This window comes from Agromyces sp. NPDC058110 (assembly GCF_042884735.1).
Taxonomy (GTDB): Bacteria; Actinomycetota; Actinomycetes; order Actinomycetales; family Microbacteriaceae; genus Agromyces.
Window position 1 is genome coordinate 565,253 of record NZ_JBHVTI010000002.1, and the last position, 25,660, is coordinate 590,912.

Genomic DNA, 25,660 nt, shown 5'->3' on the forward strand with positions numbered 1-25,660 from the left:
GAAGCTGGTCCCCTGTGGTGGATCACCAATCGACAGCGACTCGAATGGTGGACTTCTACTGGTGGCCAGCGTGAACGCATCGACCTGATGCGATTCGTATTGCCTGTTCCTGCTCCTGACGTACGAGTCGCGCCCATACGGGGTGCGACGAAAAACAAAGGAGAGAGACCTCTTGGAAGGTCCTGAAATCACGTTCGCCGAGACCGTCATCGACAATGGCAAGTTCGGCACCCGCACCATCCGCTTCGAGACCGGCCGCCTCGCCCAGCAGGCGCAGGGCTCGGCCGTCGCCTACATCGACGAAGAGACCATGCTGCTCTCGGCGACGTCCGTCTCGAAGCAGCCGAAGGATCACTTCGACTTCTTCCCGCTGACCATCGACGTCGAAGAGCGCATGTACGCCGCGGGTCGCATCCCGGGCTCGTTCTTCCGTCGCGAGGGCCGCCCCTCGACCGAGGCGATCCTCACCTGCCGTCTCATCGACCGCCCCCTGCGCCCCTCGTTCGTCGAGGGCCTCCGCAACGAGGTGCAGGTCGTCGTGACCGTGCTCGCCATCGAGCCCGACGAGCTCTACGACGTGCTCGCCATCAACGCCGCGTCGCTCTCGACGCAGCTCTCGGGCCTGCCGTTCTCCGGCCCCGTCGCCGGCGTGCGCGTCGCGCTCATCGACGGCCAGTGGGTCGCGTTCCCGAAGCACTCGCAGCTCGACGAGGCCGTGTTCAGCATGGTCGTCGCCGGTCGCGTCGTGACCGAGGCCGACGGCTCGCAGGACGTCGCGATCATGATGATCGAGGCCGAGGCCACCGACAACGCGTGGAACCTCATCCAGGCCGGCGCCGTCAAGCCGAGCGAAGAGGTCATCGCGCAGGGCATCGAGGCGTCGAAGCCCTTCATCAAGCAGCTCGTCGAGGCGCAGCAGCAGGTCGCGAAGACCGCCGCGAAGCCCGTCGCCGACTACCCGACGTTCCCGCCCTACCAGGCCGAGGTCAAGGGGGCCGTCGAGGCCTTCGCCGCCGCCGAGCTCAAGGACGTCTACCAGATCGCCGGCAAGGTCGAGCGTCAGGACGCCGACGACGCCCTCAAGGCGCGCGTCAAGGAGCACGTCGCGGCCAAGGTCGAGGCGGGCGAGCTGCCCGAGTCGGCCAACGCCGAGGTCTCCGCGGCCTACAAGTCGGTCACCAAGAAGGTCATGCGCACGCGCGTGCTCGAAGAGGGCGTCCGCATCGACGGCCGCGGCCTCGCCGACATCCGCCCGCTCGACGCCGAGGTGCAGGTCGTGCCCCGCGTGCACGGCTCGGCCATCTTCCAGCGCGGCGAGACCCAGATCCTGGGCATCACCACGCTGAACATGCTGAAGCTCGAGCAGCAGATCGACTCGCTGAGCCCGGTCACCAAGAAGCGCTACATGCACAACTACAACTTCCCGCCCTACTCGACCGGTGAGACCGGTCGCGTCGGGTCTCCGAAGCGTCGCGAGATCGGGCACGGCGCTCTCGCCGAGCGCGCCCTCGTGCCCGTGCTGCCCACGCGCGAGGAGTTCCCCTACGCGATCCGCCAGGTGTCCGAGGCGCTCGGCTCCAACGGCTCGACGTCGATGGGCTCCGTGTGCGCCTCGACCCTGTCGCTGCTGAACGCGGGCGTGCCGCTGCGCGCACCCGTCGCCGGCATCGCCATGGGCCTCATCTCCGACACGATCGACGGCGAGACCCGCTACGCGGCGCTCACCGACATCCTCGGCGCCGAAGACGCCCTCGGCGACATGGACTTCAAGGTCGCAGGCACCTCGGAGTTCGTCACCGCGATCCAGCTCGACACGAAGCTCGACGGCATCCCCGCCTCGGTGCTCGCCGGCGCGCTGACGCAGGCGAAGGACGCCCGCACGACGATCCTCGCCGTGCTGAACGCCGCGATCGACGCCCCCGACGAGATGGCCCCGACCGCGCCCCGCGTGATCTCGGTGCAGATCCCCGTCGACAAGATCGGCGAGCTGATCGGCCCCAAGGGCAAGACGATCAACGCGATCCAGGACGAGACCGGCGCCGACATCTCCATCGAGGAGGACGGCACCGTCTACATCGGCGCGACCGACGGCCCCTCGGCCGAGGCCGCCCGCGCCCAGGTCAACGCGATCGCGAACCCGACCAACCCCGAGGTCGGCGAGCAGTTCCTCGGCACCGTCGTGAAGATCGCCGCCTTCGGCGCGTTCGTCTCGCTGCTGCCCGGCAAGGACGGCCTGCTGCACATCAGCGAGGTGCGCAAGCTCGCCGGCGGCAAGCGCGTCGAGAACGTCGAAGACGTGCTCGGCGTCGGCCAGAAGATCCTCGTCGAGATCACCAAGATCGACGACCGCGGCAAGCTCTCGCTCGCTCCGGTCATCGCCGACGAAGCCGACACCGAGGGTCGCGAGACCGCCGGCACGCACTCCGAGGAGCCCGCTGAGGGCGCCGACGCGTAGTCACGCTTCTGACGCAGGCAGATGCCCCGCCCGATCCGTTCGGGCGGGGCATCCGTCGTTCCGGGGAGGGGCCGGCACCTTCGATGCCGGACTCAGCTGGCGGGCCCGCTGCGGGCCGGGCCGGTGCGGGTCACGGGCGCGACCTCCGCGCAGCCGAGGCCGTCACACGAAGTGGGGGATGGCTGCGCCCGGGGAGCGGGAGTATCTTCCGCGCCATGTCGAAGAATGCTCATGTTCGTCGAGGGTTCGTGTCACGGCTGGGCGCCCTCGCCCTGATCTCGACCGCGCTCGTCGCGGGACTCGCTGCCGCGCCCGCTGCGGCACTGCCCACTGACGTGTCGGCGGGCAGTGCCTCGAGCGCGCAGGCCGGCTGGCTTCCGGCGCCGCGCGGCTACGTCGCCCTCGGAGACTCGTTCACCGCCGGCCAGGGGGCGCCGCCCTATCGGTCCGACGACTGCAAGCAGAGCCGATACGCGAGCTATCCGACCATCGCCGCGGCCTTCAGCCTCTATCGGCTCACGGCCAACCGGGCCTGCTCGGGCGCGACGGTGGCCGACACGGCGGCCCAGCTCGTGGGGGTGAGCGCGGACACCAGGCTCGTCACGCTCACCGTCGGCGGCATCGACGCCGGATCGAACGAACTGCTCGCGGCCTGCGCGCTGAATCCCGATCCGACGGTCGACCCGTGCAAGTCGGCACTCGCGTCGAGCGCTGCGAAGCTCGCCGCGCTGGGGCCGCAGCTCGTCGGGCTGTACTCCGCGATCGCCGTCGCAGTGCCGAACGCCAAGGTCGTGGTGCTGAACTATCCGCGGCTGTTCAACCCCGGCGTCGCGCCGCTCGGCGATCTCGTCAACCAGTCGAGCGATGCGCTGAACGCCGTGATCGCGGGTGCCGTGGCGGCCACGGCGAATCCTCGCGTGACGCTCGTCGACGTGACCCAGGAATTCGCCGGTCACGGCATCGGGTCGAAGCTGCCGTTCATCGCGTTCGACCCGGCGAACCTCCTCGCCGCCGCGAACTTCCACCCGAACGCGCTCGGCAACGGGCTCGGCTACGCGAGGGCGCTCGCGAACGATCGGGTGCTCGCCCGCTGAGCCGCCCGACGCCGGCCCCGGAATGGCGGATGCCGCGCCCGATCGACTCGGGCGCGGCATCCGTCGTGCTCGGCATCCGTCGAGGGATGCCGCGTGCGGCCGTCAGGACAGGTACTGCACGCTGCTGCGGATCACGGCGTCGCGTTCCGCGAGCGCGGATGCGGCGAGTGCGCGTGCCTCGGCCCTGGCCGCGAGGCGGTCGCGGTCGTTGCGCCGGGCCGCCCGGCGGAGGCCCCATTCGGCGAGGCCGAAGCCGCTGCGCACGGCGAGTGCGGCGACGGCTCCGGAACCGGGGGAGAGGAGTGCGGCGGTCATGTCAGAGCTCCTTCGTGGTGTCGTCGGTCGGTTCGCCGCGCATGAGCGGGAACGCGTTGATGTGGATCTGCACCGGGCGTGAACCGGGCGTCGGCGTGCGCTTGTGCGCGTCGATGTACTTCATGAGCACGACGTCGATGTCGGCGACGAGGGCGGCGAGCTGCTCGGGCGTCAGCCGCAGGTTGATGGTGTCGCTCGTCGCGATGTCGAGCCATTCGTCGCCGAAGACCTGGTCGCCCTCGAGCAGGAACTCGCGGAAGTTCGTCTCGCGCGAGCGGAACCACTCGTCTTCGACGAGCTTGGCGGCCAGGCGCTCGGCGCTGCCGGCCGGGAGCGAACGCGCGTCGGGGATGGCGACCGAGCCGGGCGTGCGCTCCCACCAGCGTTCGCGGCCCTTGCCCCGCGTGGTGTCTTCGCGAACGAGGCCCGCGCGCTCGAGCTGGCGCAGGTGGTAGCTGGTCGCGCCGCTCGACTCGCCGAGCCGCTCACCGAGCCCGCTCGCGGTCATGGGGCCGTACGCCGAGAGTTCGTCGTAGATGCGCACGCGCAGCGGGTGGGCGAGCGACTTGAGGCTCGCCGACGGCAGCACGTGGTCGATGCCGGGGTGGCGCGTGCTGCTGGGCTGTGCGCCGAGATCTGCGGGGTCGTTGTTCGCCATATTGCAAAGATACCTCTGCAAAGAATATGTTGCAAGGATTTCTTTGCAAGGGAATCTTTGCATGCCGTCCACGATCGTCGGCCGGCCTCCGAAGCGCGTCGCGAGCGTGCGCTCGTCGGCCCGCCCTCAGGATCGGCTCGAGCGGGCGATCGTCGCCTCGGCGAGGCGTTCGGCGGCGCCCGTCGCGCGGTCGAGGTAGAGCATCGGCTCCACGAGTTCGAGTTCGAGCACCGCGAGCCGGCCGTCGAGGCGAACGACGTCGACCCGCGCGTAGTGGAGGTCGAAGGGCAGCCGGGAGAGCATCGCCTCGACCTCGGCGACATCGCCGGGAGACGCGACCGAGCGTTCGACCGAGCCCCCGTAGATGCCGTGCGCCCGGAAGTCGCCCGGGGCCGGACGCTTGCGCAGCACGTGGCTCTGGCTCCCGCCGATGGACACGAACGAGAGCTCGCCCTCGTCGAGCACGGAGGGCGCGAACGGCTGCACCATCACCTCGGCCGCCCGCGGCAGCGATGCGAGCAGCCGGGGGAGTCCCGCGGCATCCGTTCGCACCACCCCGGCGCCGCCGACGCCGACCGAGGGCTTCAGCACGAGCTCGGTCCACCCGGTGCTCTCCACCTCGGCGACCAGCGCGGCCGCCTCGGCCGGCAGCCCTCTGACGACCGGCACGATGGGCACGCCCCAGTCGGCCAGGTCGTCGAGGTAGCGCTTGTCGACGTTCCAGTGCACGGCATCGAGCGGGTTGAGCAGGGTGCATCCGGAGCGGTCGATCGTCGTCATGACCTCGAGGAACAGCTCGGTGCGATCCACGTAGTCCCACGTGCTGCGCAGCACGGCGACGTCGTACGCATCCCAGTCGACCCCGTCGGCCGACCATGCGACCGGCTCGGCGTCGACGCCGCGATCACGGAGCGCGTCGATCAGGCGTCGATCGTCGTCGAAGAGCGACTCCACGTCGGCGATCTCCCACGTGACGAAGCTCGGCAGTCGCCCGCAGCGCAGCACCGCGACCCGCATGTCGCCCTCAGCTCGGACGCTCGAGCAGCGGACCGAGGCGGTAGGGGATCACCTCGCCCATCGCGAGCGAGGTCTCGGTGCGCTCGACGCCGTCGATCGCGAGGATCTCGCCGTCGATGCGGAACAGGTCGTGCGCGTCGCGGCACACGACGCGCACGAGCAGGTCGACGGTGCCGGAGAGCCCGTGCGCCTGGATGACCTCGGGGATCTCGGCGATCCGGTCGATGACCTCGGTGAGCTGCTTCTGCCGCAGGTGCACCGAGACGAACGCCTCGAGCGGGTAGCCGAGCGGCGTCGGGTCGATGCTCCGCTCGAACGAGAGGAAGGCGCCGGATGCCTCGAGCCTCGCCATGCGGGCCTGCACGGTGTTGCGCGAGAGCCCGAGGCGATCGGCGAGCGCGACGACCGTCGCGCGCGGGTCGCGGCCCATCGCTTCGAGGAGGGCTCGGTCGACATCGTCGTAACCGGTCATACCGCCAGACGATAGCACTCGTTCGACGGGTCTGGTTGAGCAACATGCTCAACGGAATCTCGAATGCTTGAGCGCTGTGCCATCTCGACGTACGCTCGCGGGATCCGGCAGTGCCGCCGGGTGCGACCGCCCACGAGGCGGTCGTCGAGAGCGAGGATCCACCCATGACCCCATCCGAACCCACCTCGACCGGGCTGTTGACCCGCCCGGCAGGCTTCGCCCAGCTCATCACGCCCGAGGGCGAGCGCCGCCCCGATCCCGAACTCGACCGCTGGGTCGTCGACGTCGACACCGAGGTGCTCCGCGGGCTCTACCGCGACATGTCGGTGCTGCGTCGCATCGACGCCGAGGGCATCGCCCTGCAGCGCCAGGGGGAGGTCGGCCTCTGGCCGCCGCTGCTCGGGCAGGAGGCCGCGCAGGTGGGCTCCGCCCGCGCCCTGCGCTCCGACGACTTCGTGTTCGGCAGCTACCGCGAGCACGGCGTCGCCTGGGTGCGCGGCATCGACCCGGCCGACGTGCTGCGCGTGTGGCGCGGCGCGGCGTCGTCGGGATGGAACCCCTCCGACTTCGGCATGGCCGTGCCCCAGATCATCATCGGCGCGCAGTCGCTGCACGCGACCGGTTGGGCGATGGGCGCGGCCTGGGACGGATCGGATGCCGCGGCCGTCGCGTACTTCGGCGACGGCGCGACCAGCGAGGGCGACGTGAACGAGGCCCTGGTGTTCGCCTCGAGCTTCGATGCACCTGTCGTGTTCTTCTGCCAGAACAACGGCTGGGCGATCTCCGAGCCCGTCGGGCTGCAGTCCAAGCAGCCGCTGGCGAACCGCGCCGACGGCTTCGCCGTGCCCGGCATCCGCGTCGACGGCAACGACGTGCTCGCCGTGCTCGCAGCGACCAGGGTCGCACTCGATCGCGCCCGCCGTGGGGGCGGCCCGACCTTCATCGAGGCCGTGACGTACCGCATGGGTCCGCACACGACGGCCGACGACCCGAAGCGCTACCGCACCGACGACGAGCTCGCCGACTGGCGTGCGCGCGACCCGATCGCGAGGGTCGGCGCCCTGCTCGCGGCATCCGGCGTCGATCGCGACGAGCTCGACCGCGAGGTCGAGGCCGAGGCCGCGCGCGCGGCCGGTGCGCTGCGCGCCTCGATCGCCACCATGGTCGATCCCGAGCCGATGAGCGTCTTCGACCACGTCTACGCCGAGCCGAACTCCCACCTCGAGCGCCAGCGCGAGCACTACGCGAGGTACCTCGCGCAGTTCGACGACCAGGCGACGGATGCCCCGGCGAACGCCTCGAGCGCCTCCGCCACGACCGAGGGAGGCGCACGATGACCACGCTCACGCTCGGCGGCGCCATCAACGCCGGCCTCCGTCGCGCCCTCGCGGGCGACGACCGCGTCGTCCTCATGGGCGAGGACATCGGCACGCTCGGCGGCGTGTTCCGCGTGACCGACGGCCTCAAGTCCGAGTTCGGCGCGCACCGCGTCGTCGACTCGCCGCTGTCGGAGGCCGGACTCATCGGCACCGCGGTCGGCCTCGCGTACCGCGGCTACCGCCCGGTCGTCGAGATCCAGTTCGACGGGTTCATCTACCCCGGGTTCGACCAGATCGTGGCGCAGGTCGCGAAGCTGCACTACCGCTCGCGCGGCAACGTGCGCATGCCCATCACGATCCGCGTGCCCTTCGGCGGCGGCATCGGCGCGGCCGAGCACCACTCCGAGTCGCCCGAGGCGTACTTCGCGCACACCGCGGGCCTCCGGGTCGTGGCCTGCTCGGATGCCGCCGAGGCCTACGTCATGATCCAGCAGGCCATCGCGAGCGACGACCCCGTGCTCTTCTTCGAGCCGAAGCGCCGCTACCACGTCAAGGGCGAGGTCGACGAGACGGCGAGCCTCGCCGACGCGAAGCCGATGGGCGTCGCCTCGGTCGTGGCATCCGGAACCGACGTCACGCTCGTGACCTACGGCGCGCTCGTGCAGACCGCCCGCGACGCCGCGACCGCCGCCCGCGAGGAGGGCGTCTCGCTCGAGGTCATCGACCTGCGTTCGCTCTCGCCGATGGACCTCACGACGGTGGCCGCCTCGGTGCGCCGCACCGGACGCCTCGTCATCGCGCACGAGGCCGGGCAGCAGCTCGGGCTCGGCGCCGAGATCGCGGCGAGCATCACCGAGCGCTGCTTCGAGTTCCTCGAGGCCGCGCCCGTGCGCATCACCGGCCACGACATCCCGTACCCGCCCGCGAAGCTCGAACGGCACCACCTGCCCGACCTCGACCGCATGCTCGACGGCGTCGACCGCGTGCTCGGCCGCCCGAACTCGCTGAGCGGAGTGGAGGCATGACCATGATCCGCGACTTCCCGCTGCCCGACCTCGGCGAGGGACTGACCGAGTCCGAGATCGTCGCCTGGCGCGTCGCCGTGGGCGACCGCGTCGAGCTCAACCAGATCATCGCCGACGTCGAGACCGCCAAGGCCGTCGTCGAGCTGCCGTCGCCGTTCGCCGGCGTCGTCACCGCGCTGCACGCGGGCGAGGGCGAGACCGTCAACGTGGGGGAGCCGCTGTTCTCGTGCGACACGGGCGAGGGCGACTCCGCTGCTCCGGCGACGGCGCCGACGGATGCCGCGGCCGCCCCGGTCGCAGCCGCGCCGGTCGTGGAGGCGTCGACGGATGCCGCGTCGGGCCCGAACCTGGTCGGCTACGGTGCCCGTGCCGAGTCCGGCCCGAAACGCCGCGCCAGGCGTGCCGCGCTCGCGGCCGACCTCGTGCCGACCCTGCCGGAAGCAGCGGCCGGGGCGGGCGTCGCTGCGGAGTCCGCGGTCGCACCGTCGTCGACGAATCATGCGCCCGCGATGCCGTCCGAGCGCCCGCGCTCGACGCCGCCCGTGCGCAAGCTCGCGCACGACCTCGGCATCGACCTCGCACTCGTGCGCGGCACGGGCGAGCGCGGACTCGTCACGCGTGCCGACGTCGAGGCCGCGGCATCCGGAGTCGGAGCGCCCGTCGACGCTGACACGCCGGCCGTCTCCGGCTCCGCAGCGCGCGAGCGTCTCGACATGCCCGCGGCAGCCGACGTGCGCATCCCGATCAAGGGCGTGCGCAAGCACACGGCGGCCGCGATGGTCGCGAGTGCGTTCACGGCGCCGCACGTCACCGAGTTCCTCACGGTCGACGTCACCTCGACCATGGACCTCGTGCGGAGCCTCCGCGAGGACCCCGCGTTCGCCGGGCACCGCGTCACCCCCCTCGCGGTCGTGGCGAAGGCCGTCTGCCTCGCCGCCCGGCGGACCCCCGACGTCAACGCCAAGTGGGACGAGGACGCCCAGGAGATCGTGCAGTTCGGCTCGGTGAACCTCGGCATCGCGGCGGCGACCGAGCGCGGGCTCGTGGTGCCGAACGTGAAGGCCGCCGAGCGCCTGACGCTCATCGAGCTCGCCGACGCGATCGGCGAGCTCGCGGTCACCGCCCGGGAGGGGCGCACGCGTCCGGCGGATCTGACGGGCGGCACCCTCTCGATCACGAACGTCGGCGTCTTCGGCGTCGACGCCGGCACGCCGATCCTGAACCCCGGTGAGGCCGTGATCCTCGCCACGGGCGCCGCACGCCGGCAGCCGTGGGAGTTCCGCGGCGAGATCGCCCTGCGCGAGGTCATGACGCTGAGCCTGTCGTTCGACCACCGCCTCGTCGACGGGCAGCAGGCCGCGGCCTTCCTCACCGACGTCGGGGCGATCCTGCGCGACCCCGCGCGGGCGCTGACCATGATCTGACCCCGCCGCCGGAACGGGTCGACCTCGGTCGGCCCGTTCCGGCTGCCTGCTCGCCCGGCGATCCGGATGCCGCGATCGGATCGGATCGGAGCCGAACCGGCGGATTCCGCGACGTTCGTCCGCCGGACGGTCGCGCTGGCGCGTCGGGGGAGGAGGATGGGGCCATGGACCCGAAGCGCATCCTCGCACCCGCCGAGACCGCCGACGCCCTCGCGCGCACGGCCTTCGTGCACGACGGCGACCGGCTCGAGGCGGCCTACCGCACGCCCGACTTCGCCGGCGCGGTCCGCGTGCTCGACGCGGTCGCCCCGGTCGCCGACGAGCTCGACCACCATCCCGACGTGCGCCTCGGGTGGGGCCGAGTCGTGTTCGAGCTGAGCTCGCACGACGTGGGAGGCGTGACCTCCCGCGATCTCGAGCTCGCCCAGCGCATCGACGTGCTCGCCGTCGCGGCGGGGGCGCAGCGGGCGGAGTAGCGGGGCTCTCCTGCGCGCGCGACCCCCGGGTCAGCGGAGCAGGTAGAGGAGCTCCTCGACGTCGGTGCCGCCTGCCGGGCCGGCAGACGAGCCCTCGGTGCCGACCGGTTCGAAGCCGAGATGCTCGAGCACGCGCACCGACCCGGCGTCGTCGCTCGTCGCATGCGCCCGGACGGGCCGTTCGTCGAGCACCTCGAGGAAGATCCGCATGGCCCGCGTGGCGATGCCGTGCCCCCGGTGCGCGCGGTCGATCCAGGTCACGACCTCGGGCGCGCCCTGCTCGTACCAGCGCGCGACGCTGCCGACGATCTCGCCGTCGGCGCGCACGGTTCGGAGGTCGATCGCGGGGTCGGCCATGAGCACGCGCCAGCGCGCCTCGACCGTCGCGCGATCGTCGGTGCCGGGCGGGGCCGGTCGGGTCGACCGCACGGCGACGGGGTCGTGCCCGATCAGGAACAGGGTGTCGAGATCCGTGTCGCGGGTCGCGCGCAGGCTCACGACATGAGGCTCGCCCATGCCATCTCCTCGAGGATGCCGCGGACGGTGCCGTCGGCGGGTCTGCGCCCAGGGGTGCGGGCGCTGTGGGGTGTGGAGTTGAGCAGTCCGAAGGCGGCGTGTGCCCGGAACCGCAGCTCCACCTCGGCCCGGTCGGGCCTGAGCTCTGCGAGGGTGGCGACCCAGCGTTCGACGTACCGCCGCTGCAGGGACCGCACCTCGTGGCGCACCGCGACGTCGATGTGCTCGAGTTCGCGGTCCTGCACGGCGATGACGTCGGCCTGGCCGAGCGCGAAGTCCACGTGGAAGCGGATGAGCGAGCGCAGCGCGGCCGCCGCGTCGGGCGCTTCGACGAGCACCCGTTCGGCGCCGTCGAGCAGTGAACGGCTGGCGTCCTCGAGGATCGCGGCGAGCACGGCCGACTTGCCCGAGAAGTGGCGGTAGACGGCGGGCCCGCTGACGCCGACGGCGGCGCCGAGGTCTTCGATGGTCACACCCGCGTAGCCGCGCTCGGCGAACTGGCGCGCCGCAGCGCTCAGGATCGCCGCGCGGCGGTCGGCCTTCTGCCGGCCGCGCTCGGTGAGCGCCGGTGCCGGGTGCGCGGCGACCGGGTGAGCCGGTGCCGCGGGGGCCTGTGCGGGTGTGCTTGCCATTTCGATGGGTGCTCGCTAACCTCGGGAATCGAGTTAGTGAACACTAACCGAAAATCGCGACGTCGCACAAGGGTCGGTCCTCTTCGGCCCGAACCGGCGCGACACGCGACGAGGCGGAGGGCCGATGACGACACTCACGACCGCGATCGACCGATCCGGCGACGCGGCCGGGCGCAACGCCGACGCGCACGCCGAGCTCGTCGGCGAGCTGCGCCGACGCCTCGCAGAGGCCGCGCTCGGCGGGCCGGAGGCATCCCGCGACCGCCACGTCGCGCGCGGCAAGCTGCTGCCGCGGGACCGCGTCGACCGCCTGCTCGACGAGGGCAGCCCGTTCCTCGAGCTCTCGCCGCTCGCCGCCGACGGCATGTACGGCGGCGACTCGCCCGGCGCGGGCATCATCACGGGCATCGGCCTCGTGCACGGCCGGCCCGTGGTCGTGGTCTGCAACGACGCCACGGTCAAGGGCGGCACCTACTACCCGATGACGGTCAAGAAGCACCTGCGGGCCCAGGAGGTCGCGCGCGAGCACCGCCTGCCCTGCGTGTACCTCGTCGACTCGGGCGGCGCGTTCCTGCCCATGCAGGACGACGTGTTCCCCGACCGCGAGCACTTCGGCCGCATCTTCTTCAACCAGGCGCAGCTCTCCTCGATGCGCATCCCGCAGCTCGCGGCCGTGCTCGGCTCGTGCACGGCGGGCGGCGCCTACGTGCCGGCGATGAGCGACGAGTCGGTCATCGTGCGCGACCAGGGCACGATCTTCCTCGGCGGCCCGCCGCTCGTGAAGGCCGCGATCGGCGAGGTCGTCACGCCCGAGGAGCTCGGCGGAGGCGACCTGCACTCCCGCATCTCGGGGGTCACCGACCACCTGGCCGACGACGACGAGCACGCACTCGAGACCGTGCGCGACATGGTCGCGACGCTGCCCGCCCAGGCGCCGCGCGCGTGGGCGGTGCGTGAGCCCCGACCGCCTGCCGTCGACCCGGCGGACCTCACGGCAGCCGTGCCCGTCGACGTGCAGCAGCCCTACGACGTGCACGAGGTCATCGCGCGGCTCGTCGACGCGAGCGAGTTCACCGAGTTCAAGCCCGACTACGGCGACACGCTCGTCACTGGCTTCGCGCACCTCGACGGCCACCCCGTCGGCATCGTCGCCAACAACGGCGTGCTGTTCAGCGAATCGGCCATGAAGGGCGCCCACTTCATCGAGCTCTGCGACCAGCGCGGCATCCCGCTCGTGTTCCTGCAGAACATCTCCGGCTTCATGGTGGGCCGCGACGCCGAGGCCGGCGGCATCGCCAAGCACGGCGCGAAGATGGTCACCGCGGTCGCCACGACCCGGGTGCCGAAGCTCACGGTCGTCATCGGCGGATCCTTCGGCGCCGGCAACTACTCCATGTGCGGGCGCGCGTACTCGCCGCGGTTCCTGTTCATGTGGCCGAACGCGCGCATCTCGGTCATGGGCGGCGAGCAGGCGGCATCCGTGCTCTCGACCGTGAAGGGCGATCAGCTCGCGGTGCGGGGCGAGGAGTGGTCGGATGCCGCGGCCGAGGCGTTCAAGGCCCCGATCCGCGAGCAGTACGAGCAGCAGGGCAGCCCGTACCACTCGACCGCCAGGCTCTGGGACGACGGCATCATCGACCCGGCTGACACGCGCACGGTGCTCGCGATGGCGCTCGAGCTGGCGAGCCGCACGCCGCTGCCCGAGCCGGCCTTCGGGCTGTTCCGCATGTGAGGCGTCGGATCCGCGCGTGAGCCGTCGGATCGGCCGCCGGACACGGCACGGGATCCGCCGCTGACCCGAGGCCGCGTGCCAGAGTGTTCGGGTACGCGAGGCGTTCGCGCGTGCGACCGGGAGGCGGGGCATGCAACGACCACTGGCTGGGCTGACGACGAGGAACCTCGTCACCGAGCTGACCGCCGGCGTGACGCTCATCGCCATCGCGATCCCGCTCAACATCGGGTATGCGCAGATCGCGGGGCTTCCGCCCACCGCGGGCCTCTACGCGCTCATCGTGCCGACGATCGTGTACGCGCTCGTCGTCTCGTCGCGCCAGGTCGTGGCCTCGCCCGACGCCGCCGCGGCGGCGCTCGTCGCCTCGTCGATCGGCGGGCTCGTGGCCGCCGGAAGCGCCGACTACGCGACGATGGCGCTCGCGCAGGCGATCCTCTGCGGCGTCATGTTCGCGCTGCTCTCGGTCTTCAAGCTCGGGTTCCTCGCGAACTTCCTGTCGAAGCCGATCCTCGTCGGGTTCGTCGGCGGACTCGCGCTCGACATCATGGTCAGCCAGGTCGCGAAGATGCTCGGCGTGAAGATCGACTCGGGCGGCGAGTTCGTCGACAAGCTCGTCGGCCTCGTCACGGGGCTCGGCAGCACGAACCCGTGGTCGCTCGCGATCTCGGCGGCGTCGGTCGCCGTGCTGCTCCTCGGCAAGCGGTTCCTCCGGGCCGTGCCGTGGGCGCTCGTCGTGCTGGTGCTCACGACGGTGGTGGTCGTCGTCGCGAACCTCGACGACGCCGGCGTCGACGTGCTGGGCGAGGTGCCCGCCGGGCCGCCGGCGCTGACGTGGCCCGTCCTCGACTGGGCCGTCTGGGCCGCGCTCATCCCGTCGGCCATGGCGCTGACCCTCGTGACGACCGCCGAGGGCCTGCTCGTCTCCCGCTCCTACTCCGAGAAGCACCGCTACCCGTTCCGCGCGAACCGCGACCTGTTCGCGTTCGGCCTCGCGAACGTCGCCGCCGGTGCGCAGGGCAGCTTCTCGGTCGGGTCCTCGACCTCGCGCACGGCCGCCATGGACCAGGCCGGATCCCGAACCCAGCTGCCCTCGCTCGTGCTCGCCGTCGGCACGCTGCTGCTGCTCCTGTTCGGCACGGCGCTGCTCGCCGACATCCCGTCGCCCGCGATCGGCGCGGTCGTGGGCGTCGCGATCATCCCGCTGCTCGGCATCCGCGAGTTCGCCGACCTCTGGCGCAAGGACCGGTTCGAGTTCCTCGTCGGCGCGGTCTGCTTCCTGGTGACGCTGTTCGTGGGTGCGATCCCGGGCATCCTCGTCGCCTTCGTGCTCGCGCTCGTGAACCTCGCCAAGCGTGCGGCGAATCCCGCGATCGACGTGCTCGAGGCGACGGGCGACCCGGCGGAGTCGCTGCTCGAGGACGCACCGGTCGGCACGACCACGGCGCCGGGGGTCGTCGTCGTGCGTCTCGCGGCGCCGCTCTTCTTCGCCAACGGCAGCGTCTTCGCCGAGGCCGTCAAGCGCGCCGTCTCGTCGGCCGGCACCGCCGAGGGCGGCCCGGTGCGCGACGTCATCATCGACATGGAGGCCGTGACCGACGTCGACGTCACGGGTGCCGAGGAGTTCGAGGCGCTCAAGCTCTGGCTCGCGTCGGGCGGCGTCGCGCTCTCGTTCAGCCGCATGCGCGACCCGGCTCGCCTGCGCCTCGTGCAGCTCGGGCTGTTCCACGACGAGCGGGTCTTCGAGACCAACCGTGCGGCGATCGCGGCGCTCTCGCCCGACCGTTCAACGACCACGGCGACCACGGCGACCACGGCGACCGACCCCGCGACCACCGAGAAGGGCACTTCGTGAATCAGACCATCGGCGCCGTCCTGCCGCTCGCACTCGGTGTCGCGATCAGCCCGATCCCGATCATCGCGGCGATCTTCATGCTCCTCTCGCCGAAGGCGCGGGTCACGAGCGTCGGGTTCCTGCTGGGCTGGCTGGCGGGAATCGTCGTGGCCGTCACGGTCTTCACCCTGCTCGCTTCGGTGCTCCCCGAGGGCGACCCCGATGCGTCGAGGCCGATCCAGGGCGTGATCCGGCTGCTGCTCGGCCTCGGACTGCTCGTGCTCGCGCTCGGCCAGTGGCGCAAGCGGCCGAAGTCCGGCCAGGAGCCCGTGCTGCCGAAGTGGATGCAGGCGATCGACAAGGTCTCGTTCGGCGGGGCGCTGGGCCTCGGATTCCTGCTCTCGGCGGTGAACCCGAAGAACCTCCTCATGGCCGCCGGGGCGGGCACCGAGATCGGGTCGGCGGGCCTCGTGACCGGCGAGATCGTGCTCGTCGCCGCGATCTACGTGCTCATCGCGGCCTCGACCGTGGCGGTGCCCGTGATCGCGTACCTGCTCGCGTCGGCGAAGCTCAGGGGTCCGCTCGACGCGCTCCGGGTGTGGCTCGCGCACGAGAACGCGGTCATCATGGCCGTGCTGCTGCTCGTGATCGGCATCTCGCTGGTCGGCAAGGGCATCGGCAGCTTCTGAGCCCGTTCGCGACGAGCCCCCAGGGGGCGCTCGAGTGCCCGGCACGACCGAGGGCGGTCTCAGGCTCCGGATGCCGCTGCCGCGCGTTCGACGTCGGCCACGGCCTGCTCGACCCCGCCGTGCCACGGCGACCCGTGCCCGGGCAGCACCCAGGCCGCCCCGAGGTCGGCGATGCGGTGCAGTGACGCCAGCGCCTCGGCCGGATCGTCGGTGAACGGCGCCGGCTGCGGCCCGGTCGACCCGGTCAGCACGTGCCGGGTGGTGAGGCCGTCGCCGACGAACACGGCGTCGACCGCCGGCACGTGGATCGCGATGCTGCCGGGGGAGTGCCCGGGCAGCCCGATGACCGCGGGGGAGCCCGGCAGGTCGAGCACGTCGCCGTCGTGCACCGGCACGACCTCGGTGAGCGGGGTCGTTCGCAGGCCGTTCTTGCGCATGGCGTACCAGAGGAATCGCGCGGTCGCGCCGAGCTTCACGTGCCCCCACTCGGGCTTCGTCGATGTCTCGCCTCGCGCGCGGGCGGCGTCGGCCTCGTGCACGAACACGGGCACGCCGTGGTCGCGGCGCAGGCGTTCGGCGAACCCGATGTGGTCGCTGTCGCCGTGCGTGAGCACGACGCCGCGCACGTCGTCGAGCGTGCGGCCCATGGCGTCGAGTTCGGCGACGAACTCCTTCCACTGGCCGGCGAGCCCGGCGTCGATCACGGTGACGCCCTCGGGGGCGTCGACGAGGTAGACGGCGACGATGTCGTTGCCGACGCGGTGCAGTGAGGGTGCGAGTCGCATGCGATGCTCCGGTCTTCGTAGCGGTCCCGGCCGGTGCGGCCGGATCCGGGGTAGCGATGGCTACGATACATAGCTATCATGGCTAACGTCAATAGCCATACGGAATCGGATGTCGCTCAGCGCCGGCATCCGCACCGCACCGAGAAGGAGTTCCATGCCGACGCCCGAACGCACCTCCCTCGCCGCGATCGTCGAGGCCGGCCGCGAGCTCTTGGAGCTCGGCGGTCTCGACGGCCTCACCATGCAGGCCGTCGCCGACCGGGTGGGGGTGCGGGCCCCGTCGCTGTACAAGCGGGTGAGCGGGCGCGACGCGCTCATCGCACTCGTGGTCGACGCCACGCTCCGCGATCTCGGCGACGATGCCGGGCGTGCGGCCGAGCGGGCGGGCGACGACCCGCGTGCCCGCCTCGTCGCGCTCGCCCATGCGCTCCGCGCCTTCGCGCGCCGTCGACCGGTCGCGTTCCGCATCGTGTTCGCGCCGGGCGCCGAACTCCACCTCGACGGCGAGACGCTGCGCGCGTCGAGCGCCGCGGTGCTGAGTGCGGCGGGCGACCTCGCGGGCGAGGAGCACGCGCTCGACGCGGCACGGACGTTCACAGCCTGGGCGACCGGGTTCGCGAGCATGGAGCTCGCCGGCGCATTCCGGCTCGGCGGCGACGTCGACCGCGCGTTCGCGTTCGGCGTCGAGGCACTGGTCGCGGCGGTCGCCGGTCAGGTCCGCGCCGAGCGCTAGCCCCGTCCGCGCCGAGCGCTAGCCCCGTCCGCGCCGAGCTCCCTCCTCGACGCAGCGCCGGCGTGTCCTTGCCATTTCAGTTAGTGGTCACTAACATCGAATCCAGTTAGTGCACGCTAACCGGTTTCGACGGCGTGCATCCTGCAGAGAGGCAGACGGCACGCAGATGGGCATGCACTCCGATCCCCGGCCCGGCACGACCGACGCCGGCGCGCGTCCGTTCGAGCGCGTGCTCGTCGCCAACCGCGGCGAGATCGCGGTCCGGGTCATCCGCACGCTGCGTCGCCTCGGCATCCGCTCGATCGCCGTCTTCTCCGATGCCGATGCCGACGCCCCGCACGTGCGTCTCGCCGACGAGGCCGTGCGCATCGGTCCGCCGCCCGCGGCGCAGAGCTACCTCGACCCCGACCGACTCATCGCCGCCGCACTCGAGACCGGCGCGCAGGCCGTGCACCCGGGCTACGGGTTCCTCTCCGAGCACGCCGGGTTCGCCCAGGCCTGCCGCGAGGCCGGCATCGTCTTCATCGGCCCCGGCGACGAGGCGCTCGCCGTCATGGGCGACAAGATCCGCGCCAAGGCGCACGTCGCGGTATCCGGCGTGCCGGTCGTGCCCGGCGTCTCCGACGCCGACCTCGGCGATCCCGGCGACGCCCGGGCCGCGGACCACGCCGAGCCCGACGACGCCGCACTGCTCGCCGCCGGCGAGCGCGTCGGCTTCCCCCTGCTCGTGAAGCCCTCGGCCGGCGGCGGAGGCAAGGGCATGCAGATCGCCCGCGACGCGGCCGAGCTCGCCGCGGCCGTCCCGGCAGCCCGGCGCGTGGCCCGCACCTCGTTCGGCGACGGCACGCTGCTGCTCGAACGTCTCATCGAACGGCCCAGGCACATCGAGGTGCAGGTGCTCGCCGACGCGTTCGGCACCGTCATCCACCTCGGCGAGCGCGAGTGCTCGCTCCAGCGCCGCCACCAGAAGGTGGTCGAGGAGGCTCCGTCGCCGCTCCTCGACGAGGCCACGCGCGAGCGCATCGGCCGCGCGGCCTGCGACGCCGCGCGCAGCGTCGACTACCTCGGCGCCGGCACGGTCGAGTTCCTGGTCTCGGATGTCGCCCCCGACGAGTTCTTCTTCATCGAGATGAACACCCGCCTGCAGGTCGAGCACCCCGTCACCGAGCTCGTCACGGGCATCGACCTCGTCGAGCAGCAGTTGCGCATCGCCGCGGGCCAGCCGCTCGGCTTCGCGCAGCACGACGTACGCCTCACCGGGCACGCGATCGAGGCGCGCGTCTACGCCGAGTCGCCCGAGCGCGGGTTCCTGCCGTCGACGGGCGAGCTCCTCGAGTGGGCGCCTCCGACCGGCGAGGGCGTGCGCGTCGACGGGGGCATCCGCACCGGGCAGCGCATCACGGCCGACTACGATCCCATGCTCGCGAAGGTCATCGCGTTCGGCGACGATCGGGCCCGGGCGCTCGACCGGCTCGACGCCGCGCTCGCCGAGACCGTCGTGCTCGGCGTCGACACGAACCTCTCGTTCGTGCGGCGGCTGATCGCCGAGCCCGACGTGCAGGCGGGCGCGCTCGACACGAACCTCATCGAGCGGATGCCTCCGGCCGCCGCGGAGCCTCCGCGGCCCGAGCAGCTGGCCGCCGCCGCATCCGCCGTGCTCGCCGCCCGTACCCGTGCCGCCGCCGCCCGTGCCGCCGGCGACCGCGCGCCGCTCGCGTCGGCATCCGACGGCCCCGAAGCCTGGGCGGATGCCGCCGGCTGGCGCGTCGGCGCGCATCGCCCGCCGACCGTGCTGCTCGCCCTGCGCGACGACCCGTCCGAGATCGTCGAGGTGGCGGGGGCTGCCGAGGCCGTTGAGGCCTCGGCGGTCGCCGAGGGTGCCGGTGCCGTTACCACTCCGTCGGGCGACCGCGACCAGGGCGCGGCCGAGCCCGTGGTGCGCATCGCCGCCGACGGCACGGTCTGGGTGCACGACCGAGCGGGCACGACCGCGTTCACGCCCGTCGACCGTCGAGCGCGCGCCGAGGCCCGTCGGGCGCTCGCCGAGCGCGGCGGCGTCGCGCTCAGCCCCGAACTGCGCGCGCCGATGCCCGGCACGGTGACCGCCGTCTTCGTCGCCGACGGCGACCGGGTAGCGGCCGGCGACCCTGTCGTCGCTATCGAGGCCATGAAGATGGAGCACCGCATCACCGCCACCGCCGACGGGACCGTGCGCCTCGCGGCATCCGTCGGCGACCTGGTCTCGCGCGACCAGTCGGTCGCGCGCATCGAACCTGCGAGCGAGACCCGCGACGCAGCATCCGAACCCGAATCCGCCCTTCCCGCGACCCGGGAGGCACACGAACAGGAGCCAACGCATGCAGTATGACCTCACCGACGAGGAGCAGCGCCTCTCCGACGACGTCGCCGACTTCGCCGACCGAGTCGTCGCCCCGGCCGCCTACGAGTACGACACTCAGCGCCGCCTGCCGATGGAGATCATCGCGCAGATGGGCGACATGGGGCTGTTCGGGCTGCCGTTCCCGAAGGAGGTCGGCGGTCAGGGCAAGTCCTACTTCCAGCTGTGCCTCGCGGTCGAGGCCCTGGGCCGCGTCGACCAGTCGATCGGCGTCACGCTCGAGGCGGGCGTGGGCCTCGGCGTCATGCCGATCTACCGGCACGGCACCCCCGAGCAGCAGGCCGAGTACCTGCCCGACCTCGTGTCGGGCCGCGCGCTCGCGGGGTTCGGGCTGACCGAGGCGGGGGCCGGCAGCGATGCGGGCGCCACGGCGACCACCGCCGACCTCGTCGGCGGGCAGTGGATCATCAACGGCTCGAAGCAGTTCATCACGAACTCCGGCACCCCCATCACGCGATTCGTGACCATCACCGCCGTCACCGGGCAGCGCATCGGCCGCGACGGCGAGCCGAAGCCCGAGCTCTCGACGATCATCGTCCCGAACGACACGCCGGGCTTCACGGTCGAGCCGAGCTATGACAAGGTCGGATGGCACACCTCCGACACGCACCCGCTCACGCTCCGCGACGTGCGCGTGCCCGCCGGCAACCTGCTGGGCGAACGGGGACGCGGCTACGCGAACTTCCTGCGCACGCTGAACGAGGGGCGGGTCGCGTTCGCCGCGCTCGCCACCGGCGCCGCGCAGGGGTGCCTCGAGGAGGCGCTGCGCTACGCGGGCGAGCGACGCGTGTTCGGCACGTCGATCGGGTCGAACCAGCACATCGCGTTCAAGATCGCCCGCATGCAGGCCCGCGTGCACCAGGCGCGTCTCGCGTGGCACGACGCCGCGCGCAAACTCGATGCCGGCAAGCCCTTCACGCTCGAGGCATCCATCGCCAAGATGGTGTGCGGGGAGGCGGCCATGGACAACGCGCGCGACGCGACGCAGATCTTCGGCGGCTACGGCTTCATGAACGAGAACGCCGTGGCGCGGCACTACCGCGACTCGAAGATCCTCGAGATCGGCGAGGGCACCACCGAGGTGCAGCTCATGATCATCACGCGGGAGCTCGGCATCGGCGCCGAGCAGCTCGTGCCGGTGGGCTAGGAGCAGGCGATGACGGATGCCGCGGGCGAGGCGCAGCCGATGCGCGAGGTCGTGCAGCGGGGGCTCTGGTTCGAGGAGTTCGAGGAGGGCGTGCGCTACCTGCACCGCCCCGGACGCACCGTGACCGAGGCCGACAACGTGCTCTTCACCACGCTCACGATGAACCCGCAGCCGCTGCACCTCGACGCGGCGTGGTCGGCGACGCAGCCCTTCGGCCGCATCCTCGTGAACTCCCTCTTCACGCTGTCGACGCTCGTCGGCCAGTCGGTCGGGCAGCTCACCCAGGGCACGCTCGTCGCGAACCTCGGATTCGGCGAGGTCGCCTTCCCGAACCCCGTCTTCGTCGGCGACACCCTGTACGGCGAGTCGGTCGTCGCCTCGAAGCGGCTGTCGAACTCGCGCCCGGGCGAGGGCGTCGTCGTGCTCGAGCACACCGCGCGCAACCAGCACGGCGTCGTCGTCGCGACGGCCTCGCGCACGATGCTGGTGCACACGCGCGAGGCTGGGGAGCGCGGCTCCGGGCAGCGCGGTGCGACGGGCGCACCGGCGAGGTCGAGCGATGGGGCGAGCGGATGACCCGGCCGCCGTTCCGCTTCGGCCCGGCCCTGCTCTTCTGCCCGGCCGACCGGCCCGACCGATTCGCGAAGGCCGTCGAACGCGCCGACGCCGTGATCCTCGACCTCGAAGACGCGGTGGCGCTCGAGGCGAAGGCCGACGCGCGACGCGCGGTCGCGGCATCCGCCCTCGATCCCGAACGCGTGATCGTGCGCGTGAACCCGGCGTCGACCGAGGCGTTCGCCGCCGATGTCGCCATGCTCGCGGGCACGTCGTACCGCACGGTCATGCTGGCCAAGTGCGAGGGCACGGCCGACCTCGTCGAGCTCGAGCCGTTCGAGGTGATCGCCCTCTGCGAGACGGCCCGCGGCGTGCTCGCCGCTGAGGCCGTCGCCGCCCTGCCGAACGTGTCGGCGCTCATGTGGGGCGCCGAAGACCTCGTCGCCTCGCTCGGCGGATCGTCGAGCAGGCACGAGGGTGCAGGGCGCGCCTATCGCGGGGTCGCCGCGCACGCCAGGGCGCACGTGCAGCTCGCCGCCGCGGCGCACGGGGCCGCGGCCGTCGACGCCGTGCACCTCGACATCGCCGACCTCGACGGACTCGCCGACGAAGCCCGCGACGCCGCCGCGCTGGGATTCGCGGCCACCGCCTGCATCCATCCGTCGCAGGTCGAGACCGTCCGCGACGCCTACCGGCCCGATGCCGAGCAGCTCGAGTGGGCGCGCGCCGTGCTCGCCGCCGCGAACGGCGAGCACGGGGTCTTCGCCTTCCGCGGCACGATGGTCGACGGGCCGGTGCTGCGCCAGGCCGAGGCCCTGGTGCGGCGCGCCGAGACGCCGCCGGCGAGCTGACGCGGCATCCGATCCGATCGGGGCAGCGGCTCCGAACCATACCTGCGGAGGCATCATTTGTCATCCGTTCGGGGGACCCGCCGAAACGATTCGGTAACGGTTCACCCCGAGTTCCCCGGAAATACGCGGAAGTCAACGTATTCTCATTGCAATCCTGGGGAGGAGGAGAAGTGGCGAGACGGCACTTGGCAGGGGGGCGCGACGGTCACCGTGAATCGGATCACGGCTCGACGGTCGCGATCGCGGAACACGACGCATTCCAGCATGCGGATGCGCACGGCACGGCGCTCATCGACGAGCCCCGCACGCCGGCGCATCGCGCGGAGGTCGTGTCGAGCAACATGTTCTCCGGCCCCATCTACGTTCCGCTCCGGGCGCGGCTCGGCGAGACCGACATGAGCGTGCACCGGCTCGCGATCGGGGGCAGCACGTTCGGCTGGACCCTCGGCTCGGAAGACGCGTTCGCAGTGCTCGACCGGTTCGCCGGCACGGGCGGCGACCTCATCGACACCGCCGACAGCTACGCCGCAGGGCGCAGCGAATCCATCATCGGCGCGTGGATGGCCTCGCGCGGATCGCGCGACCGCATGCACGTGATGACGAAGGTCGGCCGCAACCAGGATCTGCCGGGGCTCGCTCCGCTCGCCATCCGCGCCGCGGTCGACGCGAGCCTGCAGCGGCTCGGCACCGACCGGATCGACGTGCTGTTCCTGCACGGCGAAGACACCGAGATCCCGCTCGAGGAATCGCTCGGCGCGGTCGGCGCACTCGTCGAGGCCGGCAAGGTGCGCGCCGTCGGCGCGAGCGACTTCGGGCCCGAGCGCCTCATCGAGGCGCGCGTGCTCGCGGCCAACGGGCTGCCGAGGTTCCAGGCGCTCACGACCAGGTACAGCCTCATGGAGCGCCACGGATTCGAGGGCGCGACCGAGCTCGTGGCGCACGCGCAGGGCCTCGCGCTCATGCCGTACTTCGCGCTCGCGAACGGGTTCCTCGCCGGCGGCATCCGTCGCCGCAGCGACGTGCGGCACGACGCCAGGGGCGAGCGCGCGGGCGCCCACCTCGGCCGACGCGGGCTGCGCGTGCTCGCCGCGCTCGACCAGATCGCCGAGGCCCACGGCGTCGCGCCCGCGACCATCGCACTGGCGTGGCTGCTCGCGAAGCCGGGCGTGGTCGCCCCAGTGGTGAGCGCGACGTCGGCCGATCAGGTCGACGCGCTCATCGCCGCGGCATCCGTCGAGCTGCACCGATCGGAGCTCGTGGAGCTCGACCGCGCCTCGCACTGACGACCGCCGGCCGGCGGGATCGGCGCGATCGCCCCGGCTCGAGCGCCCGCGGGGGCCGGGGGCGGTCGGCAGCGCGGGTCGCCGAGCGAACCGAGACGCGGTGGCCTAGGGTGGAAGGGATGAACACCGGCGCCGTCGACCTCCCGCTCGGCACTGCCGAACTCTCCTTCACCGCTGCCGGCGACGCGCTCGTGCGACGCAGCATCCTGCCCTCGGGCGTGCGCGTGCTCACCGAGCACATGCCGGGCAGCCGCAGCGCGACGATCGGGTTCTGGGTGGCCGTGGGGTCGCGCGACGAGACCGCGGCCGGCCCGGTGCACCCGGCCACGTTCGGGTCGACGCACTTCCTCGAGCACCTGCTCTTCAAGGGCACGCCCACGCGCACCGCGCTCGACATCGCGATCTCCTTCGACGCCGTCGGCGGCGAGCACAACGCGCTCACGGCCAAGGAGTACACCTGCTACTACGCCAAGGTGCAGGACCGCGACCTGCCGATGGCGGTCGAGGTGCTCTCCGACATGTTCACGTCGTCGCTGCTCGACCCCGTCGAGTTCGACAACGAGCGCGGCGTGATCCTCGAGGAGCTCTCGATGGCGGGCGACGACCCGGGCGACGTCGCGAACGAGCGCTTCTTCGAGGCGGTGCTCGGCGAGCACCCGCTCGGCCGGCCGATCGGCGGCAGCCCCGACACGATCAACCGGGCGACGCGCGAGGCCGTCTTCGAGCACTACGCCGCGAACTACCGGCCGAACGACCTGGTGGTCACGGCCGCCGGCGCGGTCGACCACGACGAGCTCGTCGCCGCGCTGCAGGTCGCGTTGACGGCCGGCGGGTGGGATCTCTCGGTCGAGGCCGTGCCGGTCGAGCGCCGTGCGGTCGAGGTCGGGGTGCTGGCCGCGCCCCGAGAGCTCACGGTCGTGCAGCGCCCCATCGAGCAGGTCAACCTCATGCTCGGCACGCAGGGCCTCGTCGCGACCGACGAGCGTCGCTCCGCCATGAGCGTGCTCAACACCGTCTTCGGCTCGGGCATGTCGTCGCGCCTCTTCCAGGAGGTGCGCGAGCGGCGGGGGCTCGCCTACGCCGTGTACTCCTTCGCGCCCGCGTACTCCGACGCCGGACTCTTCGGCATGTACGCCGGATGCGCGCCGTCGAAGGCGCCCACGGTCGCCGAGCTCATGCGCTCCGAGCTCGAACGCCTCGCGGGCGACGGCATCACGCCCGAGGAGCTGCGCCGCGCCTCCGGGCAGCTCGCCGGGGCATCCGCCCTCGCGCTCGAGGACTCCGACACGCGGATGTCGCGGCTCGGCCGAGCCGAGCTCACGCTCGGCGAGTTCGTCGACCTCGACGAGGCGCTGCGGCGCATCGCCAGGGTCTCCGCCGACGACGTGCGCGAGCTCGCCGCCGACCTCGCCTCCCGGCCGTTCTCGCTCGTCGCCGTCGGCGCTGCCGACGAGGCCGACTTCGCGAACACGATCGACCTTCCACCGACCTCTGACGCAGCCTAGGCCGCCGACCCGACCACCACAGGAAGCGCATCGTGCCACACCACCTCTACCTCGTCCGCCACGGCGAACAGCTCGACGCCGAGCACGGGCTGCAGGACGGCCCGCTCTCGCCGCGCGGCCGCCGTCAGGCGGAGCTCCTCGCCGAGCGGCTCGGCGGCATCCCGTTCGACAACGCCTGGCACTCGCCGCTGCAGCGCGCGACCGAGACGGCCGAGATCATCGCGGCGAAGATGCCCGCGCTCTCGCCCGAGCCGTCGGCCCTGCTCTTCGACTGCATCCCGTCGGGGCCCGCGCCCGCGACGCCCAAGGCCTACGACGCGTTCTTCGGCTCGGTCACCGAGGCCGAGATCGAGGCGGGCACCGCCCAGATGGAAGACGCCGCCTCGGAGTTCCTGCGCTCGCACCGCGACGACCGCCACGACCTGCTCATCACGCACAACTTCGTCATCGGCTGGTTCGTGCGCGAGGTGCTCGGCGCCCCCGACTGGCGCTGGCTCTCGATCAACCAGGCGAACTGCGGCCTCACCGTGCTCACCCAGAAGTCCGGCCGCCCGTGGAACCTCGTCGTGCACAACGACCTGGCGCACCTGCCCTTCGAGCTGCGCACGGGGCTGCCAGAGCCGTTCGCGGTCTGACGCGGCTTCCCGCGCCGGTGTGTCGCCTCGCGTCAGTCCGTCCGCCCGATGCCGGATGTCTGATGCCGGATGTCTCCGCGCGGCGTCGGTGCGACCGCGGTCGCGTCGCCCGA

Annotated in this window: 24 protein-coding genes; 17 read left to right on the plus strand and 7 right to left on the minus strand. The window is 72.2% G+C overall.

The annotated features are described in order from the left end of the window. Window positions 1–172 precede the first annotated feature (172 nt). Together ACFVS8_RS07145 and ACFVS8_RS07150 are read left to right on the plus strand one after the other, a co-directional pair. On the plus strand, window positions 173–2,455 hold the full coding sequence (locus ACFVS8_RS07145; RefSeq protein WP_387059500.1) for a polyribonucleotide nucleotidyltransferase: 2,283 nt from the start codon (window positions 173–175) through the stop codon (window positions 2,453–2,455). Window positions 2,456–2,703: 248 nt separating this feature from the next. Then, window positions 2,704–3,549 (plus strand): SGNH/GDSL hydrolase family protein, encoded by an 846-nt coding sequence (locus tag ACFVS8_RS07150; protein WP_387059502.1) that lies wholly within the window; start codon window positions 2,704–2,706, stop codon window positions 3,547–3,549. Between the two features lie 102 nt (window positions 3,550–3,651). Here the strand turns inward: ACFVS8_RS07150 and ACFVS8_RS07155 are convergent, their stop codons facing one another. From ACFVS8_RS07155 to ACFVS8_RS07170, 4 genes are all read right to left on the minus strand, one after another. Further along, complete coding sequence (locus tag ACFVS8_RS07155; RefSeq protein ID WP_387059504.1) at window positions 3,652–3,864, minus strand: hypothetical protein; 213 nt, start codon at window positions 3,862–3,864, stop codon at window positions 3,652–3,654. Window position 3,865: 1 nt separating this feature from the next. Beyond that, window positions 3,866–4,522, minus strand: coding sequence for an ArsR/SmtB family transcription factor (locus ACFVS8_RS07160; protein ID WP_387059506.1), 657 nt, complete (start codon window positions 4,520–4,522; stop codon window positions 3,866–3,868). A gap of 126 nt (window positions 4,523–4,648) precedes the next feature. After that, entirely contained in the window at window positions 4,649–5,539 is an 891-nt protein-coding gene (locus ACFVS8_RS07165; RefSeq protein ID WP_387059508.1) for a RimK family alpha-L-glutamate ligase, read from the minus strand. Window positions 5,540–5,546: 7 nt separating this feature from the next. Beyond that, window positions 5,547–6,011: an Lrp/AsnC family transcriptional regulator gene (locus ACFVS8_RS07170; protein ID WP_387059510.1), complete on the minus strand. Its 465-nt coding sequence runs from the start codon at window positions 6,009–6,011 to the stop codon at window positions 5,547–5,549. Between the two features lie 164 nt (window positions 6,012–6,175). On the opposite strand from ACFVS8_RS07170, the gene pdhA reads away from it, so the two are divergent. The 4 genes from pdhA (at window position 6,176) to ACFVS8_RS07190 (ending at window position 10,255) form a co-directional block, all read left to right on the plus strand. Beyond that, complete coding sequence (gene pdhA / locus ACFVS8_RS07175) at window positions 6,176–7,348, plus strand: pyruvate dehydrogenase (acetyl-transferring) E1 component subunit alpha (protein ID WP_387059512.1); 1,173 nt, start codon at window positions 6,176–6,178, stop codon at window positions 7,346–7,348. Continuing rightward, on the plus strand, window positions 7,345–8,355 hold the full coding sequence (locus ACFVS8_RS07180) for an alpha-ketoacid dehydrogenase subunit beta (RefSeq protein WP_387059514.1): 1,011 nt from the start codon (window positions 7,345–7,347) through the stop codon (window positions 8,353–8,355). The genes pdhA and ACFVS8_RS07180 overlap by 4 nt, the downstream gene beginning before the upstream one ends. Beyond that, window positions 8,352–9,779 carry a dihydrolipoamide acetyltransferase family protein gene (locus tag ACFVS8_RS07185; RefSeq protein ID WP_387059517.1) on the plus strand — a complete coding sequence of 476 codons (1,428 nt, stop codon included), beginning with the start codon at window positions 8,352–8,354 and terminating at the stop codon, window positions 9,777–9,779. The genes ACFVS8_RS07180 and ACFVS8_RS07185 overlap by 4 nt, the downstream gene beginning before the upstream one ends. A gap of 164 nt (window positions 9,780–9,943) precedes the next feature. Continuing rightward, window positions 9,944–10,255, plus strand: a complete 312-nt coding sequence (locus ACFVS8_RS07190) for a 4a-hydroxytetrahydrobiopterin dehydratase (protein ID WP_387059520.1) — start codon at window positions 9,944–9,946, stop codon at window positions 10,253–10,255. 30 nt (window positions 10,256–10,285) lie between these two features. Here the strand turns inward: ACFVS8_RS07190 and ACFVS8_RS07195 are convergent, their stop codons facing one another. Further along, entirely contained in the window at window positions 10,286–10,771 is a 486-nt protein-coding gene (locus tag ACFVS8_RS07195; RefSeq protein ID WP_387059523.1) for a GNAT family N-acetyltransferase, read from the minus strand. Beyond that, window positions 10,750–11,403 (minus strand): TetR/AcrR family transcriptional regulator, encoded by a 654-nt coding sequence (locus ACFVS8_RS07200; protein ID WP_387059526.1) that lies wholly within the window; start codon window positions 11,401–11,403, stop codon window positions 10,750–10,752. Before ACFVS8_RS07200 ends, ACFVS8_RS07195 begins: the two co-directional genes overlap by 22 nt. A 124-nt stretch (window positions 11,404–11,527) precedes the next feature. Between ACFVS8_RS07200 and ACFVS8_RS07205 the strand changes: the two genes are divergently transcribed. From ACFVS8_RS07205 to ACFVS8_RS07215, 3 genes are all read left to right on the plus strand, one after another. After that, window positions 11,528–13,135: a carboxyl transferase domain-containing protein gene (locus tag ACFVS8_RS07205; RefSeq protein WP_387059529.1), complete on the plus strand. Its 1,608-nt coding sequence runs from the start codon at window positions 11,528–11,530 to the stop codon at window positions 13,133–13,135. A gap of 130 nt (window positions 13,136–13,265) precedes the next feature. After that, window positions 13,266–14,987, plus strand: coding sequence for a SulP family inorganic anion transporter (locus ACFVS8_RS07210; protein WP_387059532.1), 1,722 nt, complete (start codon window positions 13,266–13,268; stop codon window positions 14,985–14,987). Beyond that, window positions 14,984–15,655, plus strand: coding sequence for a GAP family protein (locus ACFVS8_RS07215; protein ID WP_387059535.1), 672 nt, complete (start codon window positions 14,984–14,986; stop codon window positions 15,653–15,655). Before ACFVS8_RS07210 ends, ACFVS8_RS07215 begins: the two co-directional genes overlap by 4 nt. Window positions 15,656–15,714: 59 nt before the next feature. On the opposite strand, the gene ACFVS8_RS07220 is transcribed toward ACFVS8_RS07215, so the two are convergent. Further along, window positions 15,715–16,440, minus strand: coding sequence for an MBL fold metallo-hydrolase (locus ACFVS8_RS07220; protein WP_387059538.1), 726 nt, complete (start codon window positions 16,438–16,440; stop codon window positions 15,715–15,717). 154 nt (window positions 16,441–16,594) lie between these two features. Between ACFVS8_RS07220 and ACFVS8_RS07225 the strand changes: the two genes are divergently transcribed. From ACFVS8_RS07225 to ACFVS8_RS07260, 8 genes are all read left to right on the plus strand, one after another. Beyond that, window positions 16,595–17,173, plus strand: a complete 579-nt coding sequence (locus ACFVS8_RS07225) for a TetR/AcrR family transcriptional regulator (RefSeq protein WP_387059541.1) — start codon at window positions 16,595–16,597, stop codon at window positions 17,171–17,173. 172 nt (window positions 17,174–17,345) lie between these two features. Continuing rightward, window positions 17,346–19,541, plus strand: coding sequence for an acetyl/propionyl/methylcrotonyl-CoA carboxylase subunit alpha (locus tag ACFVS8_RS07230; RefSeq protein WP_387059544.1), 2,196 nt, complete (start codon window positions 17,346–17,348; stop codon window positions 19,539–19,541). Then, the gene (locus tag ACFVS8_RS07235) at window positions 19,531–20,718 is read left to right on the plus strand and encodes an acyl-CoA dehydrogenase family protein (protein WP_387059547.1); all 1,188 of its coding nucleotides are present in this window, start codon (window positions 19,531–19,533) and stop codon (window positions 20,716–20,718) included. The genes ACFVS8_RS07230 and ACFVS8_RS07235 overlap by 11 nt, the downstream gene beginning before the upstream one ends. A gap of 9 nt (window positions 20,719–20,727) precedes the next feature. After that, window positions 20,728–21,294 (plus strand): MaoC family dehydratase, encoded by a 567-nt coding sequence (locus ACFVS8_RS07240; protein ID WP_387059550.1) that lies wholly within the window; start codon window positions 20,728–20,730, stop codon window positions 21,292–21,294. Continuing rightward, the gene (locus tag ACFVS8_RS07245) at window positions 21,291–22,124 is read left to right on the plus strand and encodes an HpcH/HpaI aldolase/citrate lyase family protein (protein ID WP_387059553.1); all 834 of its coding nucleotides are present in this window, start codon (window positions 21,291–21,293) and stop codon (window positions 22,122–22,124) included. The genes ACFVS8_RS07240 and ACFVS8_RS07245 overlap by 4 nt, the downstream gene beginning before the upstream one ends. Before the next feature lie 170 nt (window positions 22,125–22,294). After that, entirely contained in the window at window positions 22,295–23,407 is a 1,113-nt protein-coding gene (locus ACFVS8_RS07250; RefSeq protein WP_387059556.1) for an aldo/keto reductase, read from the plus strand. 119 nt (window positions 23,408–23,526) lie between these two features. Further along, window positions 23,527–24,912 carry a M16 family metallopeptidase gene (locus ACFVS8_RS07255; protein WP_387059559.1) on the plus strand — a complete coding sequence of 462 codons (1,386 nt, stop codon included), beginning with the start codon at window positions 23,527–23,529 and terminating at the stop codon, window positions 24,910–24,912. 32 nt (window positions 24,913–24,944) lie between these two features. Next, window positions 24,945–25,547, plus strand: a complete 603-nt coding sequence (locus ACFVS8_RS07260) for a histidine phosphatase family protein (protein WP_387059562.1) — start codon at window positions 24,945–24,947, stop codon at window positions 25,545–25,547. Window positions 25,548–25,660: the final 113 nt, after the last annotated feature.

Excerpts from the sequence above, each read along its gene's own strand:
- ACFVS8_RS07155 (WP_387059504.1), bottom strand. The coding sequence starts at position 3,864 with ATGACCGCCGCACTCCTCTCCCCCGGTTCCGGAGCCGTCGCCGCACTC.
- ACFVS8_RS07200 (WP_387059526.1), bottom strand. The coding sequence starts at position 11,403 with ATGGCAAGCACACCCGCACAGGCCCCCGCGGCACCGGCTCACCCGGTC.
- ACFVS8_RS07225 (WP_387059541.1), top strand. The coding sequence starts at position 16,595 with ATGCCGACGCCCGAACGCACCTCCCTCGCCGCGATCGTCGAGGCCGGC.
- ACFVS8_RS07230 (WP_387059544.1), top strand. The coding sequence starts at position 17,346 with ATGCACTCCGATCCCCGGCCCGGCACGACCGACGCCGGCGCGCGTCCG.
- ACFVS8_RS07235 (WP_387059547.1), top strand. The coding sequence starts at position 19,531 with ATGCAGTATGACCTCACCGACGAGGAGCAGCGCCTCTCCGACGACGTC.
- ACFVS8_RS07255 (WP_387059559.1), top strand. The coding sequence starts at position 23,527 with ATGAACACCGGCGCCGTCGACCTCCCGCTCGGCACTGCCGAACTCTCC.
- ACFVS8_RS07165 (WP_387059508.1), bottom strand. The coding sequence starts at position 5,539 with ATGCGGGTCGCGGTGCTGCGCTGCGGGCGACTGCCGAGCTTCGTCACG.
- ACFVS8_RS07245 (WP_387059553.1), top strand. The coding sequence starts at position 21,291 with ATGACCCGGCCGCCGTTCCGCTTCGGCCCGGCCCTGCTCTTCTGCCCG.
- ACFVS8_RS07240 (WP_387059550.1), top strand. The coding sequence starts at position 20,728 with ATGACGGATGCCGCGGGCGAGGCGCAGCCGATGCGCGAGGTCGTGCAG.
- ACFVS8_RS07160 (WP_387059506.1), bottom strand. The coding sequence starts at position 4,522 with ATGGCGAACAACGACCCCGCAGATCTCGGCGCACAGCCCAGCAGCACG.
- ACFVS8_RS07220 (WP_387059538.1), bottom strand. The coding sequence starts at position 16,440 with ATGCGACTCGCACCCTCACTGCACCGCGTCGGCAACGACATCGTCGCC.
- ACFVS8_RS07210 (WP_387059532.1), top strand. The coding sequence starts at position 13,266 with ATGCAACGACCACTGGCTGGGCTGACGACGAGGAACCTCGTCACCGAG.
- ACFVS8_RS07205 (WP_387059529.1), top strand. The coding sequence starts at position 11,528 with ATGACGACACTCACGACCGCGATCGACCGATCCGGCGACGCGGCCGGG.
- pdhA (WP_387059512.1), top strand. The coding sequence starts at position 6,176 with ATGACCCCATCCGAACCCACCTCGACCGGGCTGTTGACCCGCCCGGCA.
- ACFVS8_RS07185 (WP_387059517.1), top strand. The coding sequence starts at position 8,352 with ATGACCATGATCCGCGACTTCCCGCTGCCCGACCTCGGCGAGGGACTG.
- ACFVS8_RS07180 (WP_387059514.1), top strand. The coding sequence starts at position 7,345 with ATGACCACGCTCACGCTCGGCGGCGCCATCAACGCCGGCCTCCGTCGC.
- ACFVS8_RS07170 (WP_387059510.1), bottom strand. The coding sequence starts at position 6,011 with ATGACCGGTTACGACGATGTCGACCGAGCCCTCCTCGAAGCGATGGGC.
- ACFVS8_RS07195 (WP_387059523.1), bottom strand. The coding sequence starts at position 10,771 with ATGGGCGAGCCTCATGTCGTGAGCCTGCGCGCGACCCGCGACACGGAT.
- ACFVS8_RS07190 (WP_387059520.1), top strand. The coding sequence starts at position 9,944 with ATGGACCCGAAGCGCATCCTCGCACCCGCCGAGACCGCCGACGCCCTC.